16 protein-coding genes are annotated in these 22,718 nt (G+C 39.0%); 11 read left to right on the forward strand and 5 right to left on the reverse strand.

Translation table 11 applies throughout. The features are described 5' to 3' along the window. Positions 1–53: 53 nt before the first annotated feature. On the reverse strand, positions 54–533 hold the full coding sequence (locus tag ACN9MR_RS08475; protein WP_426329172.1) for a hypothetical protein: 480 nt from the start codon (positions 531–533) through the stop codon (positions 54–56). Positions 534–791: 258 nt separating this feature from the next. On the opposite strand from ACN9MR_RS08475, the gene ACN9MR_RS08480 reads away from it, so the two are divergent. From ACN9MR_RS08480 to ACN9MR_RS08490, 3 genes are all read left to right on the forward strand, one after another. Next, complete coding sequence (locus ACN9MR_RS08480) at positions 792–1,490, forward strand: DUF1826 domain-containing protein (RefSeq protein ID WP_426329174.1); 699 nt, start codon at positions 792–794, stop codon at positions 1,488–1,490. Positions 1,491–1,724: 234 nt separating this feature from the next. After that, on the forward strand, positions 1,725–4,541 hold the full coding sequence (locus ACN9MR_RS08485; RefSeq protein ID WP_426329175.1) for a TIM-barrel domain-containing protein: 2,817 nt from the start codon (positions 1,725–1,727) through the stop codon (positions 4,539–4,541). A 42-nt stretch (positions 4,542–4,583) separates the two neighbouring features. Further along, a complete protein-coding gene (locus tag ACN9MR_RS08490; protein ID WP_426329176.1) occupies positions 4,584–6,782 on the forward strand; it encodes a beta-glucosidase in 2,199 nt (732 codons plus the stop codon). A gap of 142 nt (positions 6,783–6,924) precedes the next feature. Here the strand turns inward: ACN9MR_RS08490 and ACN9MR_RS08495 are convergent, their stop codons facing one another. Both ACN9MR_RS08495 and ACN9MR_RS08500 read right to left on the reverse strand, forming a co-directional pair. Further along, complete coding sequence (locus ACN9MR_RS08495) at positions 6,925–7,503, reverse strand: hypothetical protein (protein ID WP_426329177.1); 579 nt, start codon at positions 7,501–7,503, stop codon at positions 6,925–6,927. A gap of 424 nt (positions 7,504–7,927) precedes the next feature. Continuing rightward, a complete protein-coding gene (locus ACN9MR_RS08500) occupies positions 7,928–8,290 on the reverse strand; it encodes a SnoaL-like domain-containing protein (protein WP_426329178.1) in 363 nt (120 codons plus the stop codon). A 371-nt stretch (positions 8,291–8,661) separates the two neighbouring features. Between ACN9MR_RS08500 and ACN9MR_RS08505 the strand changes: the two genes are divergently transcribed. The 4 genes from ACN9MR_RS08505 to ACN9MR_RS08520 all read left to right on the forward strand — a co-directional run bounded on the left by ACN9MR_RS08505 (position 8,662) and on the right by ACN9MR_RS08520 (position 15,370). Then, positions 8,662–9,228 carry an RNA polymerase sigma factor gene (locus ACN9MR_RS08505; protein WP_426329179.1) on the forward strand — a complete coding sequence of 189 codons (567 nt, stop codon included), beginning with the start codon at positions 8,662–8,664 and terminating at the stop codon, positions 9,226–9,228. Between the two features lie 91 nt (positions 9,229–9,319). Next, positions 9,320–10,402: a FecR family protein gene (locus tag ACN9MR_RS08510; RefSeq protein WP_426329180.1), complete on the forward strand. Its 1,083-nt coding sequence runs from the start codon at positions 9,320–9,322 to the stop codon at positions 10,400–10,402. Positions 10,403–10,555: 153 nt separating this feature from the next. Further along, positions 10,556–13,765 carry a TonB-dependent receptor gene (locus ACN9MR_RS08515; RefSeq protein WP_426329181.1) on the forward strand — a complete coding sequence of 1,070 codons (3,210 nt, stop codon included), beginning with the start codon at positions 10,556–10,558 and terminating at the stop codon, positions 13,763–13,765. A 12-nt stretch (positions 13,766–13,777) separates the two neighbouring features. Beyond that, complete coding sequence (locus ACN9MR_RS08520; RefSeq protein ID WP_426329182.1) at positions 13,778–15,370, forward strand: RagB/SusD family nutrient uptake outer membrane protein; 1,593 nt, start codon at positions 13,778–13,780, stop codon at positions 15,368–15,370. Between the two features lie 292 nt (positions 15,371–15,662). Here ACN9MR_RS08520 and ACN9MR_RS08525 read toward each other — a convergent pair whose 3' ends face one another. Then, entirely contained in the window at positions 15,663–16,355 is a 693-nt protein-coding gene (locus tag ACN9MR_RS08525) for a phosphonatase-like hydrolase (RefSeq protein ID WP_426329183.1), read from the reverse strand. 1,095 nt (positions 16,356–17,450) lie between these two features. Between ACN9MR_RS08525 and ACN9MR_RS08530 the strand changes: the two genes are divergently transcribed. Continuing rightward, a complete protein-coding gene (locus tag ACN9MR_RS08530; RefSeq protein ID WP_426329184.1) occupies positions 17,451–18,080 on the forward strand; it encodes a hypothetical protein in 630 nt (209 codons plus the stop codon). Positions 18,081–18,082: 2 nt separating this feature from the next. On the opposite strand, the gene ACN9MR_RS08535 is transcribed toward ACN9MR_RS08530, so the two are convergent. Continuing rightward, a complete protein-coding gene (locus ACN9MR_RS08535) occupies positions 18,083–18,541 on the reverse strand; it encodes a MaoC family dehydratase (RefSeq protein ID WP_029274701.1) in 459 nt (152 codons plus the stop codon). Positions 18,542–19,093: 552 nt separating this feature from the next. On the opposite strand from ACN9MR_RS08535, the gene ACN9MR_RS08540 reads away from it, so the two are divergent. The 3 genes from ACN9MR_RS08540 to ACN9MR_RS08550 all read left to right on the forward strand — a co-directional run bounded on the left by ACN9MR_RS08540 (position 19,094) and on the right by ACN9MR_RS08550 (position 22,660). After that, positions 19,094–21,550 (forward strand): TonB-dependent receptor, encoded by a 2,457-nt coding sequence (locus ACN9MR_RS08540; protein ID WP_426329185.1) that lies wholly within the window; start codon positions 19,094–19,096, stop codon positions 21,548–21,550. A gap of 326 nt (positions 21,551–21,876) precedes the next feature. Next, positions 21,877–22,317 (forward strand): PaaI family thioesterase, encoded by a 441-nt coding sequence (locus ACN9MR_RS08545; protein WP_426329186.1) that lies wholly within the window; start codon positions 21,877–21,879, stop codon positions 22,315–22,317. A 163-nt stretch (positions 22,318–22,480) separates the two neighbouring features. Next, positions 22,481–22,660 carry a hypothetical protein gene (locus ACN9MR_RS08550; protein ID WP_426329187.1) on the forward strand — a complete coding sequence of 60 codons (180 nt, stop codon included), beginning with the start codon at positions 22,481–22,483 and terminating at the stop codon, positions 22,658–22,660. Positions 22,661–22,718 lie beyond the last annotated feature (58 nt).

Here is a 22,718-nt window from a genome sequence, read left to right on the forward strand (position 1 = left end):
GGGCAATCCTTTTTTTGTTTCAGTAGGGTAAGTTCAAAGATTAGGTTTGCTTTTTACCACTGCCGCCACTCTTCGGTTATGTCTTCATCCACCGAGTTGTAGCCTTTGCGACTTGCGGCGAGAATGATGATTTCTGCAATCTGTTCCCGTTCTCCTGTTTCGATCAGCGTTTCCTGCGTTTTGCTATTGAGTTTGTTGAGGGTTAGTATGGTTTTCTTGACTATTTTCATACCAGCTTTTTTGTTTTTGGAAGTAAGCATATCAGCTAAGTATTGCTTGAGTATCGTTTCACAGCTGTTGATGTCATCCATGGTATAGGAAGGTTTAGCAGTCTGCAGATAAGATATCATTGATGTCTTAAGATCGCCGAGCAGTTTATTCAAATCCTTTGGTGTGGTTTGGGTACTGTCTATGGATTTTAGGTCTCCCTGTTCCAGTGTTTTTTTGGAGTTGGACTGTCCACAGGCTGGTAAGACTAAAACTGAACTAATTAGGGCAGTAAAAAGATAAAGTAGAGGGCGATTGGTTTGCATAAGTGAAGATAAACATTTAGGATAGATTAGTATTGTTTCATGCCTTGTAGGGTTGCAGTTTCGCTATACTGCCTTTCACCGGCCCTTATGCATAGTAGCCGAAAATGAGGCACTTATCATTGCTTTACATCTATCACTAACAGGTAAAAATGATACTCCGATCAGCCATGGTTTTTGAAAAATAGATTTCATTTTCATTTATCCGCTCAGCTATCCTTATTTTTGCCCGAGATTATGGCCAAATGGTTTAATTAAGTAATGGATAATAGATTTTCTAACGACAAACAGATTGCGGTGGTTTCCACTTTTTCTGATCTTTTAAATACGGATTTTAAGGGAGATGTAAACGCAGTTTGCTGGCAGAGAAACCTGGTTGGCAACTTTAAGGAAATTGTATCCAAACTTGAACTAAAAGCTGATCTCACGGAAGTTTCTATGGAAGACCTTCATGCGCTTAAGCTATCGGAACAAGGTAGTATGGCAAGGGATGTTATTTCAAGTGATTTTCAGTTGTTGGCAGATTTCGGAGCATCGCCTTCGCTCAATTTAATTAAAAGTTACGAGCGGGATGAGGAACTTGGTTTCATTTCAACAGATGTATATTCATTTCATATAGACCGTTCGCCCATTGGTACTGATACTTTTTTATGTACCTATCATGGTGCTGCCAGTGAAATCTTAGCTAATCATCAGGCTAAACAAAAAATCCTGGTCCCTGAAATCCGGCAAAAGCTCAAAGAGTTGCATAACGGTCCGGAATCGGAATTTGAAAATTTTTTGATGGAGCATTATTTTGACCTGCATTACCAGGCCAAGGCTGATGCAAGGGGCATCAATTTGGGATTGGGTCATTTATGGAGGTTGGCAGTAGATTATCCTGATAAACAGGTTTTACCATGCGTGCACAGGGCACCCGACGAAAAAGATGGTGAGTATAGGTTACTTTTGATCTGCTAAAATTAATTTTTTTAATCTAAATCCCTTTATCGGGTGTTAATCAGATAGGTTATATCTTTTTAATTAGCTAAAGGGATAATCTTTCTGTTTAAAAAATACCCCTCGAAAAGTTTCTTAGTTAACATTTCTGCTTACTAATTTAACATTACTGCTCTGTGCTCATCATATGGCATTGTAGTTTTGCGTCATAAAAACATACCACCATATTCTAACCAATTAATACTTTGTTCCGTTATGAAACGATTCTCTTTCTTTATTATATTGTTATTTGTTGCCGGGAGACTGCTAGCAGCTGAAGCTGTTGAAACGCTGCAGAACGGGATGAAGGTATACCCAAAGGGAGGAGCTGCCAAAACTATTGAAATAAATGTGATCAACAACAGGATTGTTAGGGTGCAGGCTTCACCTGAAAATACAATTCCTCAGGTTCCAAGCCTTTGCGTAGTAGCCGGATTGAATCCGACAGTTCCTTTCAAAGTAACAGGAAATAAAGAATTTGCCCAGCTCTCTACTCAGGAACTTACTGTCAGGGTTTCCCTTGTTACAGGTAAGGTTTCATTTACTGATAAATCTGGGAAAGTATTGTTACAGGAGGCAAAAAGAAGTTTTAGTCCTTTTAATGTCGAAAACGATAAGGGATATAGCATACAACAGGTCTTTTCGGGTACCCCTGGAGAGGCCATCTATGGGCTAGGGCAGCATCAGTCTGACGATTTTAACTATAAACATAAAAGCGAAGACCTCTTCCAGTACAATACGAAAGTGGCTGTGCCATTCATCATGTCTACAAACAACTATGGTATATTGTGGGATAACTATTCGCAGAGCAAATACGGCGATCCCCGAGATTATAAAGACCTGAACCAGTTTACCCTCTTTAATAAACAAGGCAAAAAAGGTTTCCTTACCGCTACATATAATCAAAAAAATAACGCGACCATTATCCGTCAGGAGTCAACAATTGACTATGAAAACCTCACAACTGTAAAGAAATTTCCTGCAGATTTTAATTTTAACAATGGTTCTGTGGTCTGGGAAGGAGAAATCCTTGCTAACCAAACTGATATTTACAAATTTAGTCTTTATTATGCAGGTTATACTAAAGTATGGCTTGATGGAAAATTGGTAGTACCTGAGCGTTGGAGAACTTCATGGAATCCGAATACTTATAGGTTTCCTTTCTCATTAACAAAGGGAAAACGCACCAAAATCAGACTGGAGTGGAAACCTGATGGAGGTGTTTCATATGTTGGCCTTAAAGCACTTTCTTCATCTCCGATAGAAAAAAATGGCAATATATCCTTTTGGTCAGAAATGGGCGATAAGATGGATTATTATTTCGTGGCCGGCAAAAACATGGACGAAGTAATCAGTGGTTACCGCACGCTGACTGGCAAGGCGAGCATTATGCCCAAATGGGCAATGGGTTTTTGGCAGAGCCGTGAGCGTTACAAAACCCAGGATGAACTATTAAACGTGGTAAGTGAATACCGGAAGCGTAAGATTCCGCTTGATAATATTGTGCTTGATTGGAGTTATTGGCCCGAAAATGCCTGGGGAAGCCACCAGTTTGACCTCAAACGGTTTCCTGATGCCAAAGGAATGGTAGACACCGTGCATAAGGAAAATGCAAATATCATGATATCTGTATGGCCAAAATTTTATACCACAACAGATCATTTTAAACAATTTAGCCGAAAAGGATGGATGTACATGCAGGCAGTGCAGGACAGTGTGCGCGATTGGATAGGTACGGGTTATGTAGGATCTTTCTACGATGCCTATAGCCCTGATGCGCAAAAACTTTTTTGGAAACAGATGAAAGAAAACCTTTACGTAAAGGGATTCGATGCCTGGTGGATGGACGCTTCTGAGCCCAACATTCGCGATTGTACCGATATGGACTATCGCAAGAAGCTGTGCGGGCCTACTGCGCTGGGTTCTTCTACAAAATACTTTAATGCATATGCACTGATGAACGCCAACGCTATTTATAACGGGCAGCGTGAAACGGATAATAACAAACGGGTATTTCTGTTAACGCGATCTGGTTTTGCGGGTTTACAAAGGTATTCTACCGCTACCTGGAGTGGCGATATCGCATCAAGATGGGAAGACCTAAAAGCGCAGATTCCTGCCGGGCTTAATTTTGCAATGTCGGGTATTCCGTTCTGGACAATGGATATTGGTGGCTTCTGTGTGGAGAAACGTTATGGAGATGGCCAGCTTATTTTTGACGAGACAGGCAATGAGAATGCCGACCTGAAAGAATGGCGTGAACTAAATCTACGTTGGTTCCAGTTTGGGGCATTTTGTCCGCTGTTCCGCAGTCATGGCCAGTTTCCCTACCGCGAAATCTATAACCTGGCTCCGGAAGGCCATCCGGTTTACAAAAGTCTGGTTTATTACGATGAACTACGCTACCGTTTAATGCCTTACATCTATTCGTTGGCAGGAATGGCATATCATAAGGATTATACACTAATGAGATCGCTTGCAATGGATTATACTACCGATAAACAAACTTACGGCGTGAGCGACCAGTTCCTTTTAGGTTCAGGATTGATGGTTTGTCCTGTTTATAGTTACAAAGCGCGTAGCCGCGAAGTTTATTTCCCATCGGGAAACAGATGGTATGATTTCTATACAGGCAAGCAGATTGAAGGCGGACAAAAGATAGATGTAGAAGCGCCGCTTGAGCGTATTCCTCTTTTTGTTCCTGCAGGTACTATTTTGCCAGTTGGTGATGTGATGCAATATACTTCAGAAAAGAAAGCTGATGATGTCGAGATCAGGGTTTACAAAGGTAAAGATGGCAAGTTTAGTTTATACGAAGATGAAGGAAACAACTATAATTACGAAAAGGGTGCATTTTCAATGATCAATTTTGAATATAACCATGCCAACGGCACACTTACTATTGGCAATCGTGAGGGTAGTTACGAAGGAATGTTAACTAAGCGGATTTTTCGCGTGGTTGCCATTGGTAATACAACAACACAGGCCAAAGTAGTTCAATACAATGGTGCTAAAACAGTGGTGAAACTTTAATCAATAAGCAATAAAAAAACGGAACCAAAATAATATAATTAAATGAAATCGATATTTTTAACTGTAGTAGCAACAGGAGCCTGGTTAATGGTTAATGCGCAACAAAAGCTGCCGGTTTACCTTGATATAAACAAACCCATAGAAGAGCGGGTTGAAAATGCACTTTCGGCAATGACCACCGAAGAAAAAGTGTCGCTTTGTTATGCCCAGTCTAAGTTTAGTTCAAAAGGCGTACCCCGCTTAGGAATTCCTGAAGTTTGGACCGATGACGGCCCCCACGGAATCCGTGAGGAAGTTTTATGGGATGAATGGGGTGGTGCTAACTGGACAAACGATTCTTGTACAGCCTTTCCGGCACTTACCTGTCTGTCAGCTTCCTTCAATCCTAAATTATCGCTGCTTTACGGCAAGTCAATCGGAGAAGAAGCGCGTTATCGCAATAAAACCGTATTATTAGGACCTGGAATAAACATTTACCGTACACCATTAAACGGACGTAATTTTGAATATATGGGTGAAGACCCTTATCTCAGTTCACGTATGGTAGTGCCTTACATCCAAGGCGTTCAATCCATCGGCGTAGCGGCATGTGTAAAACATTTTGCACTGAACAATCAGGAAGAATGGCGTGGGCATATCAATGTTGATCTGAGCGACCGTGCACTGTATGAAATTTATTTACCTGCTTTTAAGGCAGCTGTGCAAGAAGGGAAAGCCTGGTCGATTATGGGTTCTTACAATCAGTTTAGAGGCGAGCATTGTTGTCACAATGACCTGCTTTTGAATAAAATTCTAAAAAAAGACTGGAAATTCGATGGTGTGGTGATTAGCGACTGGGGAGGTGTACATAGTACCGATCAGGCGGTTAACAACGGGCTGGATCTGGAAATGGGTACCTACACTGATGGTTTAACAACGAAGGGAAAGTTTCCTTACTCTGAATACTATCTGGCCAATCCGTTTCTTAAAGGGATTAAAGAAGGAAAATATGATATTGCTTTGCTTAATGATAAAGCCCGCCGGATATTACGTTTGATTTTCCGTACCACCATGAGCGCCAACAGGCCCTTTGGCCGTTTTGTTTCTCCAGAACACAGTGAAGCTGCGCGTAAAATTGCTCAGGAAGGAATTGTGCTTTTAAAGAATGACAAACAGTTTTTTCCTGTTACAAATGGTAAATTCAAAAAGATTGCTGTTATCGGTGAAAATGCCGATCGCAGTCTGGTAATCGGTGGTGGGTCATCATCACTGAAGGTGGCTTATGAAAAATCGCCATTGGATGGATTGATTGCTAAATATGGGAAAGATCATGTGGTTTACAGTCTTGGATATGCTTCGGGGCCATCACTTTACGGTCGTGAAGAACCATCTAAGCTAAATGCTGACTCTTTGATGGATGCGGCGATCGAAGTTGCTAAACATGCAGACATTGTATTTTTTATCGGAGGACTGAATAAAAACCACTTTCAGGATTGCGAAGGTGGCGACCGTAAATCGTTAAGCCTTCCTTTCGGCCAGGATAAACTGATCGATGCATTATTGAAAGTAAATAAAAACACAGCTGTAGTACTGCTTAGCGGCAATGCAGTGTCAATGCCTTGGGTAAACAAGGTGCCTGCTATTATTCAGGGATGGTATCTTGGTTCAGAGGCTGGATCTGCATTGGCTGATGTTATTTCGGGCGAGGTAAACCCTTCAGGTAAGCTGCCGTTCTCTTTTCCAAAAAAGCTGGAAGATAACGGTGCACACTTTTATGGTAAAATTTCCTATCCCGGAGACAGCATTAACCAATATTACAAGGAAGATATTTTGGTCGGGTACCGTTGGTTTGATACTAAAAAAATCGTACCTCAATACGCCTTCGGATACGGCCTTTCTTACACCAGCTTTAATTTAGGCGCGCTTTCTGCAGACAAATTGGCTTATAGTAAAGACGATATCATTAGGGTCAGATTCACTGTTAAGAACACTGGAGCGCGTTATGGCGCTGAGGTTGCTCAGTTGTATGTGAACGATCCTGTTTGCAGTGTTCCGCGGCCAGTAAAGGAACTGAAAGCCTTTGAAAAAGTGTTCCTGCAGCCAGGGGAAACGAAAGTTGTAGAAATGGGTGTAAAAGTTTCAGAGCTTGCCTTCTATGATGAAAGTAAAAAGGATTGGAATGTTGAATCTGGAGACTTTATCCTGCAGCTTGGAAATTCATCGGGTAATATTTCCCAGAAACTGAAAATAACTGTTAAGTAGCCGGCATTAGTCGGAGGCTAGAGCAATATTGTAGTTTGCGGTATTGCTGCTTTTAATACCAGTTATTTGGATAGAAATGCCCTTACCACAGGTCAGGGCATTTCTTTTTAGTTTCAATCTTTAATATGCTGCTATCGTTACTTTATCTAAATATTTTTTGGACGGCAAGTTGAACCTTAGCTGCGTCATTTTCGATAGTTTTTTTGATTGACTCGTCAAATGAAGGGGGGAATGCTGCTGTAACTGAGATCAGCTGCGTATGATTGGTCACAGTAAGCTCAAAGGCATGACTCCCGAACTTAAATTTGCTTTTTATTTTGTCTGTCTGTTTTTCAATTGCCTTAGAAAATTCATAGCTGTTGCTAATCTCGTCAAAATGATCCTTTACTGCATGGAAGATCAGGTGTGTTTCTACATCCAATTCGTTGATGATCACCCTGGCATTCAATAGCTCTTGTGCTATTTTTCCTTCAGTTCCTTCCTGTAGGTTCTTCAAAGAGGGAAGCAAGTCTTCACTGAAGATGATATCCTTAGGGTCGTTAATGAAAATTGTTGAAGGGTTACCATTTTCATCAGGTCGTTGTTGGAGGTGTATTGTGTCATTGCCGTCCTTAAGTTCCACGCTAGCTGGGGCAATATATTCTGTTTTGATGTCTGTTATGGTGTTTTTAATGAGTTTAACAACATATGCCAAGACAGGGTAATCTGTAATATCGTTCATTGTTTTTTTTACAAATGTACGGCTTCGTTGAAGTGATATAAAGTGTCAAAGGCAAACGAATTGATACTTTTGTTGTAAAGAGATCACCATGAGGTATTTAATTTTTTTCTTATTGGTTAATTTATATTTAAATCACCTTTACTGAGGTTGTATTATTCACACCCAGAAGCTTTTGTCGGCCATTTAAACAGGTCGGAAATGAGTTGGTGTTTTTTTGAAAGGTTTTGCTGATTGGGCATTGTCAACAATTTTAAGCGTTTTATGATTTATTGTGATGTAACCAATTTCAGATAACACGTGATAAATATTTAACACTGAATTAATAATCGGTCATTAGTTTTGCGGTATAAATATTTGGTTAGTATTTATAAGTTTAGGTTAGTTGATTATAAAAGCCCAGATGGATATCTGGGCTTTTTATATTTTAACCCATGCGGTAGAAAAACTCATCGGCTACAATTTTTCCATCTTTAACCTCATAAACACAGATTTCACTCATGGCCATTCTTCCATGAGCTTTATAAGTGGCATCAATGTTCATTACAATAGCAAAATGATTTTCTGCTACAATTGGTTCTGAGCAAGAAGAGCTGTGTATCTCTTCAACACTTTCTTCCCATTGTATGGTTTTCTTTTTAACGGCATCTTTGCCTTCTGTTAATTCCATTGGCGAGCCTTTAGGCTCTTTGCTTACAACGTTATCGGCATAAAGTTCATCAATGGCTTGCTCGTGTTTGCCTTCACGGCAAAGCTGCACCAGTTTGTCAGCTATTTCCTGAGTATTCATATGCTTATATTTAGTTATGTGTGATCTAAGTTATCTAAAAATAAACGTTTTACCTGGTTAAAAGGTTTAAGTTTAAGTTAACTTGAAGTGTTAACGAAAAGATTGCAGCCATCCAAATTCGTGATAAAATTAGTCTTACGTAAATAGGATTACGATCACAGAAACTGGTAAAATATCATCAAACAAAATATTTTTAATTTCCCATTTCGGAGTTTAACAAATTGTTAATCCTGGCTTGCCCTTAAATTTAAACGGATAATGTAGGTTGCGGCTTAAACATCCCGGGTCTAAATTTTTTTTCTTAATATTGACATAACGTTCAGATCCTTGGTATATCGGCCGGATGTATATACCTGAAAAAACAACAAACGATGTCGAAAGAGACCTATAGAGATTTATGGACATCATTTATTAACGGCGACGATAGCGCCATGAAACTGTTGTATACGGAGTTTGCTGATATGCTTTATTCTTTCGGACTTAGGTTTACCACAGATAGCGAACTGGTAAAGGATGCAATACAAGACCTTTTTGTTGACCTCTTTAAGTATCGCCGTACACTTGCTATAAAGGTAAATGTAAAATCCTATCTTTTCACCTCGCTTAAACGGAAGATATGTTTGGTGCTGAAAAAGGAAGCAGCCGAGATTAACCAGCATTTTGAAATCCCTTTCTTGTTATCTGGTAGTACGGAAGAGCAAATAATAAATGATGAGCGCCAATCGGAGCTATTGGGAAAACTCAGCAGGCAGCTTGAACTGCTCCCTAGCAGACAGAAAGAAGCACTTTACCTTCGGTTCAATTCTGAACTGGATTATGAAGAGATTTCAGCTATTATGAATGTTTCTTTAGAAACCTGTAGAACTTTGGTATATCGCGGAATAAAGCAGCTACGCGAGCGCATGGTGGTAAGCCATATCTATAAAATACTGGCCTGAGGGGCTTTATTTAGCCTTTTTGAAAATATTTTCAATTTATCGTCTATAAAATTCCGATTCTTCACTCTGTGATTTATTATATAGTATATACATGGATTCGAAGAACAGATACAGGGCTGAAGATTTACTTTCAGGGCGTATACCCCAAGGAGAGGAAGACCACATTTCCGATAGTGAACGCGAACTCGCAGATGAGATTAAGATAACAGTTAAAAGTGCAGGGCAGGAAAAACTGGAACCATTGGAAACGGCAGCGCTTTGGGAGAAAATAGCAGAAAGCACAACACTTAAGACTAAAAGATTCTCACTTATACCGTATTTAAAGGCAGCCGCAGTGCTGTTGGTAGCGTTTGGGATCGGATTCTGGCAATACAGCAAAAATACACCTACCCATAAGCTAATGGAATTTGCGGCACAGAATCTAAGTCGAAAGAGCCCTGATCAGATAATAGAAGCCCGAAAAGGTAAAACGGGTAAAGTTACCGATATATACTTAGACGATGATATCATTACCACAAATGATTATAACACGGTGGTGGTTGGCGAGGGCAGGCGTTCTGCTATTAGTCTTCCCGATGGCACAAAAGTATGGTTAAACTCAGGCTCAAAACTAATCTACCCGATAACCTTTCAAGGCGATACAAGAGAAGTATATCTGGAGGGCGAGGGTTATTTTGATGTTAGCCACGATAAACAACATCCTTTCTTTGTAAGGGCAAAACACATGGAAATAAAAGTTTTGGGAACAGAATTTTACGTGAGTTCCAATACAGAAAGCGATCAGAATTATGCTGTATTGGTTCAGGGCAGTATCGCCTTTTCTACAGGCAACTGGTTAAACAGGGTAGAAAAGAAATTGGTGCCCGGACAACAGATTAGCATTGATGCTAAAAGTAACAATGTTCACGTTTCGCAGGTTAAAACAACCGAATTCGAAGCCTGGAAAGCAGGTTATGTGGATATGCAGAGCGAACCCCTTGATGAAATTATACAACGCATAGCCAGATACTACCATATCGAAATCAGTACAAGCGGATTGGACCTTTCGGGAGAGCGGTTCTCTGGAAGACTCGACCTGCAGCGCAGCGTGGCTGATGTGATACAAACCTTATGTTTAGGTACACCATATACTTACAATGACAGAGAAAGGAGGTTGGAACTGAAAAAACGCTAACCAATTTGATAAAAAAGGAGATGCGGCAACATCTCCTTCAAACAATAACCAATTCAAGCTATTATTTAACTCATTAACAAAAATATGAAAAAACTTCATGTATGTGAACCTCATGCACGCTATTTCAGGCTCAAAACTAAAATAATAAGAACTATGAAAGTAACGATGGTTTTATTATGGATAGGAATGATGAGCGCTTATGCCAGTACCAGTGCCCAGGAAAAGATAGATATAGACCTCATTAAGGGCAATCTGCCACAGTTATTTCAGCAGATTCAGAAGCAGAGCAATTATCAGATTATCTATAAAGACGATTTCATCAAACTCAACAGATACGAAGAACTTAACCTGAAGCTGAACAATAAGACCTTAAAAGAAATCCTAGACCTTGCGCTAAGAGATAGCGGCCTGACGTATGCAATATCAGGCAGGCAGGTAGTTATCCTCTCCAAAGAAAGAAGTGAAAGTGTACCTCAAGATAGTTTACTCACCTTAAGGGGGCGTGTATACGATACCCACGAACCGCCAGGGGTATTGCCTGGGGTAAGCATCCGGATAAAAGGCTCATCAAGCGGAACGAGCACCGATGGAGATGGATATTTCACCATAAGGGCCAGAAAAGGCGATGTTTTGGTCTTTTCAATGGTTAGTTTTTCTAGTTTTGAATATACGGTGGTAAAGGCAGACCGAAGTCTTAACTTATCACTAAAAGAAAATGTTTCTGCCCTAAATGAAGTGGTAGTAGTTGGTCTTAATGAGCAGCAGAAAAAACATATTGCCAGCTCTATTGCTTCGCTAAATGTTAAATCGAGTATTGAAGGGAAACCCATTACCACGCTCTCACAATCGTTACAGGGCGGGGTTACCGGGATAAATGTAACCCAATCATCAGGCCTCCCTGGAGGAGATGCCGCAGCCATTAAAATCAGAGGAATAAGCACATTGGGCAACTCCGATCCATTGGTGCTGGTAGATGGTATACCGATGGATATGAATCATATCGATCCGGTTACTGTTGAGAGTGTTACGGTACTTAAAGATGCTGCTGCGGCATCAAGCTATGGTTCTCGTGGCGCAAACGGGGTAATCGTAGTGACCACTAAACGTGGTGTACCCGGAAAAGTATCCTTAGTTTATGATGGTTATTACGGCGTACAACATGCCTCAGCGCTACCAGCCACGGTTGATGCGCCTACTTATATGCGAATGTATAATGAGGCAAGTTATAATAACAATCCCACCAATGCATTGCCTTTTACTCAGGAACAGATTGATAACACCCGAAATGGGATGGATCCTGTAGCTAATAATGGAAGGGCTTTTGCCAATACTAATTGGTTGGAGATGCTTATAGATGATGCAGCGCCCATTACGAGTAGCTCACTATCGCTCAGTGGAGGAAGTAGTATCGCCCGTTTTGCCCTTACCGGCAATTATACTTATCAGAAAGGCATTATTCCGCTAAGTAATATGAAGCGTTTCAATATCCGCGCAAATACTACCATTTCGCTAAGTGATAAGTTTCAGGTTAACCTGGACCTGCTTGCCATCAAAAGAGATACCCAGCAGCCCAATAGAATCAGTGCAACCGGCAATACCGGAAACAGGCTTCTGGAAGATATGTACCGGGTACCACCAACCATTATACCGAAATTCCCTGAAAAGGATGGAAGGACTTTCTATGGCCAATATGTTGATATCGTAAATCCACTGGCCTATGCCGAAGTGGGCGGTAAACGGGCGGCAGAGTTTGGACAAACCAGTATTAACCTTCAGCCTAGATGGGAGATGTTCAGAAACTTTAACCTGAAAGGACAGTTTAGTTTCCGTCTGAACAGCGACGTAACACGAGATACCAGAGAGAACTTTAATCACTTTGATTACTTTACAGGCAACCTGCTGCGTACGTGGGCTTTGCAGCGGGCTACCACCATGGCAAGGACTACTTACTATTATGCTGGTTTAACAGCAGATTATACGCTTGACTGGGGTGATCACAGGCTATTTGCACTCGGTGGCTATTCGCAGGAAGAAACTAATAGCGGGGCCTGGGAGGTATTCTCCATTATGTCGGGTTATGCAAAATTAAATTATTCTTACAAAGACAAGTATTTGCTGGAAGGAACAATCCGTACAGATGGCTCTTCTCGGTTTGGTCCCGGAAATAAATTTGGTGTATTTCCTTCTGTTGCACTCGGCTGGAACCTCCACAATGAGAACTTCCTTAAAGAAAGTAGCTTGATCAATAATTTCAAGATCCGGGCCTCATACGGTAGGCTTGGTAACGATAACATAGGTTTGTACCGTTATCAAACGCTGATCAATAATTCGAGCGGTGTAGAAACAACCTATGGTAATCCAGATATTACCTGGGAATCTGTAAACATGCTCGATCTTGGTTTGGATGTAGGACTTTTTAAGAACAATAAACTCGAATTGACCTTCGATTATTATGATAAACTCACTAAGGATATCATCCTTAATCCAACCCTTCCGCTGGTTGGTGGTTTCGAATCTGATGTTCCTGTAAATGCAGGGGAGGTAAGGAACAGCGGTTGGGAATTATCAATGAACTACAATGACAGGCTTGGGCAGGACATTAATATTTCGTTCAGACCAGGACTATCTTATAACAAAAACGAAGTTCGCAAACTTCAAGGCGGCGATATCATTACCACCACAACAATATCAAGAGTGGGTGGACCTATTAATGGTATTTTTGGCTACCGCACAAACGGCTTGTTGCAGGCTAGTGATTTCGACGCTACCGGAAAACCCTTAATACCAGTTCTGCCTAATTCAAAACCAGGTGATATCCGATATCTGGATATCGACGGAGATAAAGTAATCGGTTTGGGCGATCAAGGGCTTATTGGTAACCCCGTGCCCGAGCTTACCTATTTTGCCAATTTCCGTATCGCCTTCAAGAATTTCGATCTGGAAGCACTTGTTCAAGGAACAGGAAAATCAGACGCTGTGCTATATGGCATGTTTGCCTATCCATTCGACTTTAGTGCCGATGGCGGGGTTCCAACCACTTATTATGCTGATAATTACTGGACAACACAGCATACAGATGCCCGTTTCCCGAGGCTTAACATCGCACCGGCCAACAACAAGGTATCTTCCGATTTCTGGTTCCAGAATGGTTCTTATCTAAGGGTAAAATATCTTCAGCTTGGTTATAGTTTTCAAGCTCCGCTAGTAAAAAAACTAGGAGTAAATTCTATAAGGGCGTATTTCAATGCCCAGAATCCTTTCACCTTCACTTCTGTTAAGATTACCGATCCCGAAAGCAGGGGATACCAATGGACCTACGGACTGGTAAAACTTTATACTATTGGACTTAGCATCAAATTCTAATCTTTAAAGAACATGAAAAAGATATATTATTTATTCTTCTCTCTTCTGCTGATCATTTTCAGTGGATGCGAAAAATTTCTAACGCACGATAATCCGACAGATGTAGATGATGAAACCTGGTGGAATACCGAGGCAAACATTACTGCCGCATTGAACTCGATCTATGCCGGAATTCCCGACGGATCATCTGGCAGGCAATTGATGTTTTTGGATGCACTCAGCGATAACGCTGTAGCCAGACAGAGCCTTCGTGGCGATTACGAATCTTATGTAAAAGGCCTTCAAGGTGCCAATTGGGCGGTGGGAACAGGAATCTGGGATGACGATTATCGCGATATTAGAAGAGCAAACCGCTTTTTGGAGAATATCGATAGGGCTTATATGCCGGTTGAAAAACTAAAAAATCAATATCTGGCAGAGGCCAGGGCATTGAGAGCTTATTACCATATGGAACTATCGATGTTTTTTGGCGGAATTACCATCATGAAACAATCGGTAACCCCTGCAGGAAGTTATCTTCCGAGGAGTACTGCCAAAGAAGTATACGATTTTGTGGTTTCTGAACTTACTGAATGCGCAAACAGCGGTGCTCTTCCTAATAAATACATAGATAATGTGGATCTTAAACGTATTTCAGCTGCCACTTGTTGGGGCTTGATATCTAAATTTGCATTGTATAACAAGGATTATGAACTGGCGAAAAATGCTGCCAAAAAGATTATCGATATGGGAGATTACAGCTTGCGCAAAAGTACCACGATAAAAACCAGTTATGCAGACTTGTTTCTCTATACTGGCGAGATTAACAACGAACGCATCTTTTTTAGAGAAATTACCAGTGGAGGTAACCAATGGAATACCTTTGCGCCACAGGGTACAGGTGGTAAAACCGTTGTCTCGCCAACAGCGTCAATGGTTAATGCCTATGAAACTAAACAAGGAAAAACTTTGGCAGAGCTTGGTCCCGATTCATTGGCTATATACGCCAAAGAGCCAAACTATAAAAACAATCGCGATCCTAGACTTATCGCTTCAGTTATCTTGCCAGGCAGTACTTACACTGGCGTGGTGCTGAAACCTTTTGAAGCTGGTCTTGATAAATTGGGAGATCAGAACTCTACTGCAACAGGCTATTGGGTAAATAAATATCTCGATCCAAAGGATAAGACAGGCACAAGAACTTTGGATTATATGATTATGCGTTACGCTGAAGTATTGTTAAACTATGTGGAGTGTCTGGTAGAACTTAATGATTATAGTAACCCCGATGTGGTTAAATACCTCAATGAGATCAGAAATAGGGCGGGTATGCCAAATGTTAACACAGCAGTATACAATACCCAGGAAAAACTCCGGGAATTGGTGCGGAGAGAGCGGCGGGTAGAACTGGCTTTCGAAGGTGTGCGTTATTATGATATCCGCAGATGGGAAATATTCGAACAGGTAATGAACGGTCAGGTTTACGGTGCTATAGATCCTGTAACCAATCAACCCGTAAATGTGGAGGTTAGGTCAGCAAAGGCCAACCGGGATATGGTATGGCCAATTCCACAAAAGGAATTGCTAGCTAACCCTCAGATGACCCAGAACCCTAACTACAACTAGTTGATTTTTGGATTTTAAAAGAAGCACTATCACAAGGTAAGATTTTCATCCAGAAGGGTTTCGTTTTTAGAAAAACATTGTTGTGCCGGCGACAGCTTATCATCTCAACCACAGTGTAGAAATTTTTGGAGTATTCAAGAAATAAGGATACAGAAATTACATTCGAGGGCTTACTGTAATTTCTAAAGTAAAGGCTTCTGGTATAATACTAGAAGCCTTTTATGTTTAATTCCAATCGTTGCCTCTCATTTGTATGTTAGCAAATATGGTTGTTGTTATTTAATGATTTCCATTATTTGGTTCTGTTGGTTACCAAGGCCAAGATCTCCATTAAATTATCTATTACCACATCAGGTTTAGCTTCTTCTAATTGTTTTTGTGTATGGGCCCCGGTTGTAATACCAATGCTTAAGCCGCAACCTGCATTTTTGCCTTCTTCAATATCAATACTTGAATCTCCAACCTTAACAACCGATTTACCATCGGTAAGACCATGGTGTCTCATTGCCAATAAAATCATATCAGGTTCAGGCCTATTCTGGCTAACTTCCGAAGCAGTAACGAGTGTGTCGAATTCTGTACCTGCTTTCCAACCCAATCTGCTCAAAATAGCCTCTGCGGTAACCCTGTCGTAACCTGTATTAAGCGCAGAAATTATTCCTTCTTTTCGAAGTTTTTCAAAAAGTTCAATTGAACCTGGTTGAGGTAAAATCTCCTCAGTTTCATATGCCAGTTTCAGTTTTCCAATAAATTCTTCATATATATCGAAGACCATTGCTTCATCAAAAGAACCTTCGTAAGTTTTAAGTACCGATCTGATTGCTTCTTTCTTTTCCTTTCCGGCTGCAACAGCAAGAACCTGATCAAGAGTATAAGAAAAACCAGCGGCATTTATTGCGTTCATCAGCGTTTTATAAACAAGGTTATTTTCATTCACTGTAGTGCCAGCCATATCGAATACTACCATTTTAATTTCAGGGTACATTTTGCTTTCTATTAAATTAGATAAATTAATTTTTTGAACTTTCGTCGCCAAATATACTGTCAGTAAATTTACTAAACAAATGTTTAGTGATAGTTAACATTTAGGTTAACATTTGTTTACTTTAGCTAAACATTAAAAATCCATTTTTGCATTATTGTTTCGTGATTAAGAGAGGGCGAACCAGAATAGCTAGATTTTATTAACAGAAAAAGATAAGTATGAAAAATGCAACCCTCATTAGTTACGAATTTACGTTGCTCAAAGAAAGTATCCGGAAGAGCCACTTAACTTAAGAGGTTGGCGGGGCGTTAATTGTAAAATCAAAAATATCAAAATTACACAGATCGTCTTGTGCATTCGCCAGTACGATAGACTGTTCGTAGTTCTGACATAAATGTGCGAAAAAAAGATACGCCTGTCTATGCAAGATTTGGTTAACTTGAGAATTAGAATAATTTATATGTGGATCATTAAAAATGATCTTTGCTTTTTTAGATATTGATCATGCGATAATCAGTATGGTTTGTTTTAAATTGTAAAGCTTGATATAAAAGTGTTGTTCGTTTCTAAAGTGATGCACTTCTATTTTTTTTATCCGCCCCGAATATGATTCGTATGTAATATAATCACCCTCCCGGAGCGTTTGAAGCTCAGCACGGCTGGTCCATTTTTGTATTCTCATGTTTGCGATAAACTGGCTTCTATAAGAAGACCAACATTAAGGATTGCTGAAAGAGAGCGCCCTTTTTAACAGGAAGTTTCACCCCGCTATTTGTCGGTATAGCTTTTATTTATTCACATAGGACATAAGTTATACTAGTTTTTCGCATACATTAAAATTGTTTGTTTGGTGCTGTAAAATAGTCATCTAAAAAAAAATCAGTTTTTTAGGTTCGGTAACCTAAATAACCAAAGTGAAAATTGAAATTGCGTTTAAATGTTTATAAATGAAATTAACCATTAAAACAACATCATTGCAGACAAGACTGTACTTTTCTACAATAGAGTTTAAAAAAATGTAAAACAAATTGTCCAGCAAATGTGAAGTACAATAAACCGTTAATTCCATAATTTGCATTTGATTAATTGTTGAACATGAAAAATAAAAGTTTGCCGTTTTTATGGTTTGTTTTATTCATTTGTATAAGTTGCAAGTCAAATAAGAACCTGGTAGTTGTACATACTATCGATACAATTATATCTGAGCAAATAAAGGATGGCAACAAGTTAATTGATTCACTTTTAGCCGATCGGTTTAGTTACAACAAAGCGCTGATTGAAGATGGTTTTAATTCAAAAAAACAGCTTCCAAAACCCACAACAATCATTAACAATACTCCATTCAAAACCATATCGTTCAATGGCTTAAATTATTTAGTTAAGGATGGTAAAGTTGTTGATATTAAAGGACTTAATCTGTCTATATCAGCACTATTCATAATAACCGAAAAGTTAGCAAACTTAGATCAGATTCAGCAGTATTGTTGTGAAAAAGCAAACCTGGAATACCAACAGGAAAATCGCGATATGAATGCTATTAAAACACTGGATCGTCAGTATTTTGCCGCACTAAATACCTTAAAAAATATCACCTCAAGCATAGCAACCGAAGCCAAGAAACGGAATGCATCTATATTGATAGAAATGTTACTAGCCAAAATCAAATTACCCGAAATCAAGAATCTAGGTGTGACTAAGCGTAATTATATAGCCAAAATTGAATGATATCAGATGAAATGATACAAGAATACCACATCACCCACATATGCTGGTTTGGGTTGGTCTTTAATCACAAGCGTAGCTTGAATCGTTACTTTAGTTATTCCCCTCAAATTGCTAATGCAATTTAATTTTGCTTTTAGTTGCACTTCGCTATCAACTAAAACTGCCTGACCAAATTTAAAACGTTCAATACCATAATTGATTTCCATTTTAATATTGCGTACATCTGCAATCTGCTTCCATAAATATGGAATTAAGGATAGGGTTAAATATCCATGTGCTATTGTTGCCTTAAATGGCCCTTCATTTTTAGCTTTTTCAGGATCGGTGTGGATCCATTGATGATCTAAGGTTGCATCGGCAAATTTATTAATCTGTTCCTGGTCTATGGTATGCCATTGCGAAACACCTAGTTCTTTACCTAGATGCGATTCATACTCTTCGAAATTATTGATCACCAACATATATTGTGTTTATAGGATTAGGACTGTTTACAACTCTTTTAGGTACAACAATCCTTCAGGGATTATAGTTTCATTCAGTCTTTTGTATTCAATGATAATCATAATAACGGTGTATTTGCAGGATATGGCCGAAAATATTCAAAAGATTTTTCTGCCAATTTTGTATTGATTTGTGAACAGCAAGTGCAGGCTGTTTATAATCAGCTAGATAAGTATTGTTGCCGTTTGTTCAAAATCGATTAAATTTTTCAAAAAAGAAGCAACTGAAAACGAAAGATGCTAACCCGACCCATGGACTAACAAATGGCACTGTAGTAATGTGCATGAGATAGAGAACGTAAGATGGGAGATATAAAATGGATAATGGAATGTCTTCCTAAATATTATTCTAGTTCGAAAAAAATGCGCTTCACTCAATATTAAGAGCTTTTGTTTTTTGTTTAAATGTTTTGATTTTAAGCTTGTTAAATATTATCTAAATATTTTATTTGATATATTTAAATTAAAATTTAGATTTGTCTAAAATTATATTTAGATAAACCATTTATATTCATGAAACCCTTCTTACTATACTGTTTATGTTTTTTTATATCGCTAAATGCCATCGCACAAAAAGTTATGGTTAAGGGTTTGGTCACCTCGCAAAATGAACCTTTAGAAAATATCACTATTAAAATTTTAGGATCTAATAGATCCACCAAATCAAATGTTTCTGGTACCTATCAATTAAATGGTATTCCGTCTGGAAATTATGACCTCATTTTTTCAGGCATAGGTTATCAATCCAAAAGAATTAAAGTAACGCTAAAAGGAGATACGGCACTGCTTAACGTTGATCTGTTAAGCGTAGCATCTGATTTAGGCGATGTAGTAATTACAGGGGTTAACCGGGCCACACAATTACGGAAAAGCCCTGTGCCTATTGCCGTGCTTTCCAAAAAATCAATGGACCAAAATGTAAATACGAACCTGATAGAAGCTATTGTTAAAGGCGTGCCCGGAATTACAGCTGTTACCACTGGTCCAAACGTTTCTAAACCCTTCATAAGAGGCTTAGGTTATAACCGCGTATTAACTTTGTATGATGGCTTAAGGCAAGAAGGACAACAATGGGGTGATGAACATGGGATTGAGGTGGATGAATATGGCATTACCCGGGCCGAAGTGGTAAAAGGTCCCGCCAGCTTAACCTATGGTTCTGATGCATTAGCTGGGGTAATTAATATGATTCCTTATACACCGAATTTTGAAGATGGAAAATTGAAAGGCGATTTTACTGCAAATTACCAAAGTAATAATGGGATGATCGGTTCGTCGCTCGGATTAGCCTATATTAAAAACGATTGGAAATATACGTTTAGGGCAACTGGGAAAACAGCACATAATTACCAAAACAAAATTGATGGACTGGTTTACGGAACAGCTTTTAGGGAATACAATCTATCTGCAAGTGCCAGGGTAGATAAAGCCTGGGGTTCTTCTAAAACTGCCATTACCTACTATGATAATTTAATGGAAATCCCTGATGGTAGCAGAGATTCTCTGTCTAGAAGATTTACCAGGCAGGTTTTGGATGATGGAGATGATATTAAAAACAGACCTATTGTGCCTGAAAGTGATCTGAATACCTATTCCATTAATCCCTTGCATCAGCACATTCAACATTATCGGTTTTATAACACCAGTCAGTTTAAATTTGGAACAAGTGATTTAAATTTATTGATTGGCGGACAGCAAAGTGTAAGGAGAGAATATAACCACCCAACATTGCCAAGTCAGGCTGGGCTTTATGTAGTTTTAAATACTTTTAATTATGATCTCAAATACAACCTGCCAGATTTTGCCGGTATCGAAAGTACCATCGGGGTAAATGGCATGTACCAGGGAAACAGGAGCAAGGCTGCTACCGATTTTCCTATTCCCGATTATGATCTTTTCGATATCGGTGCTTTTTATTTCGCAAAGAAATCGATGGGTAAAATCGATGTTTCGGGAGGAATCAGGATAGACAGAAGAAATATACATTGGAGTGATTTTTATGTCGGTACCGATGCACAAACAGGTTTTGGTAAACAGGTGAGCTCAACTGATGCCACTGGAAAATTGCAATTCCCTTCTTTTGATAAAAACTATTATGGCTTGTCAGGAAGTTTGGGTTTAACCTATAACGTTTCTGAAAAACTGCTCATTAAAGCCAATATTGCCAGGGGATACCGTGCACCAAACATTACAGAAATCGGTTCTAATGGATTAGATCCCGGTGCACACATTGTGTATTTGGGCAACAGGACCTTTAAACCAGAGTTTAACCTTCAGGAAGATATTGGTGTTATTGCCTACTTAAAAGATGCTGAAATAAGTGTGGAACTGTTTAATAACAATATTCAGAACTACATTTATCAATCGCGCTTAACCGATGCCAACGGAAATCCAGTGGTTATAGTTCCTGGAAACCTAACTTATCAGTATCAGCAATCGAAAGCAAGATTATACGGTGCAGAAATTTCGGTAAATCTACATCCTTCAGCTATGAAATGGTTAAGTTTCAACAATAGCTTGGCTTATGTAGTTGGGTTAAACCAGAATCAGGAATTATTAAATAAGCACGGTAGAGAAGCTAAATATCTGCCCTTTATTCCGCCATTGCAGGTGAGAACAGAGATCAAGGCAACCGCCCAAAAGGTTATAGGTATTTTTCATAAGCCTTATATTAAAGTTGATGCTGCTTTTTTCGCTGATCAGGATAAATTTTATGCTTTAGATGATACCGAAACCTTTACGCCAGGTTATACCTTAATTAACGGAGGAGTAGGATCGACACTAAAAACCAAAAAAGGAAAAACCTTATGTGATATTTTTCTTCAGGCAGATAATATTTTCAATGTCGCATACCAATCAAATTTAAACAGATTAAAATATTTCGAATATTATAACCGTTCGCCCAATGGCAGATCAGGAATTTACAATATGGGCAGGAACTTAAGTTTTAAAGCTATTATTCCAATTTAAGGATGGAGAATGTAAGATGAAATGGTTGATGGATCATGGTTGATAGTTAATGGCTTATGATCAATAAAATATCTGCAGATAGAAATGTGGACCATAAGCTATAAACTATTGACCAAAAAAAACATTGACCATAAGCTTCTAATAGAACTATAGCAAGATTATATAATCGTGTTTTAGGGTTAAATGTTTCGTTTAGGAAATGGAGGGTATTTATATCTTCCATTTCCTTTTTGCCATTAAACCTTTTTTCTGTCAACCTTTCCATCTTATGGACTATGGACTATGGACTATGGACTAATAAACTATTTTACCTATTTTTATCCGATATGGAACCTTCCTTAAGCGAACAGCGTTTAACTTTTTTAAGGCAATCAATTGGCAAGGTAATTACCAATTCGCCATCTAACTTTATGAACTGGCTGGCTCCTGTTTTAGTTAAAGCAGAGCATGGCATATTGGTATGCCGATATACCATCCGTAAAGAAATGACCAATCCCTATCAAATCTTACATGGTGGTGTAACAGCAGGTATTATTGATGATCTAATTGGGGCAACGGTTTTTACCATGGGATTAAACGAACGGTATACCACTGTAAATAACTATATCGATTATTTTGCCACTGCAAGCGAAGGCGACGAAGTTGTTGCAGAAACTTCGATTGTAAAAAGAGGACGCACGATATTAAATCTGCAATGCGAAATATTTTTACCTTCAAAAAAGCGTTTAATAGCTAAAGGCTATTCGAACATGTTAAACATAGGTTAAGTCTTTTCTGGTAGTTTAAGAATTAATTATTAATTCCTTTAAATTAACGAAACATTCTCGATTATAATTTGTTGTAAATTAACCAAAAATATAATGAGCCATGTTAGAAAATTATTCCACCTTGCAATTCATTGTTAGAGGCAAAATTTTTAAGGGATTTTGCATGCGTATTCAAGATGATTTTCACGAAACTTATGCTGTTGTTTTAGATGGTTACCATTCTTTCTGTATCTGGTTAGATAACAAAACAGAAAAGTGGTGTGCTTCCAAAAACGTAGCGATTGATCCGGATGCTATTGATGAAATCATCAACAGGATATCTATCCCTCAACCATCTTGCTAATACTGCGTAATAAAAATGTTGCAGCATAAATTCCGGTTCTAACCTGCAGGATTTTGCT

Origin of the sequence: Pedobacter sp. R-06, assembly GCF_049913135.1 — a bacterium.
Classification (GTDB): domain Bacteria; phylum Bacteroidota; class Bacteroidia; order Sphingobacteriales; family Sphingobacteriaceae; genus Pedobacter.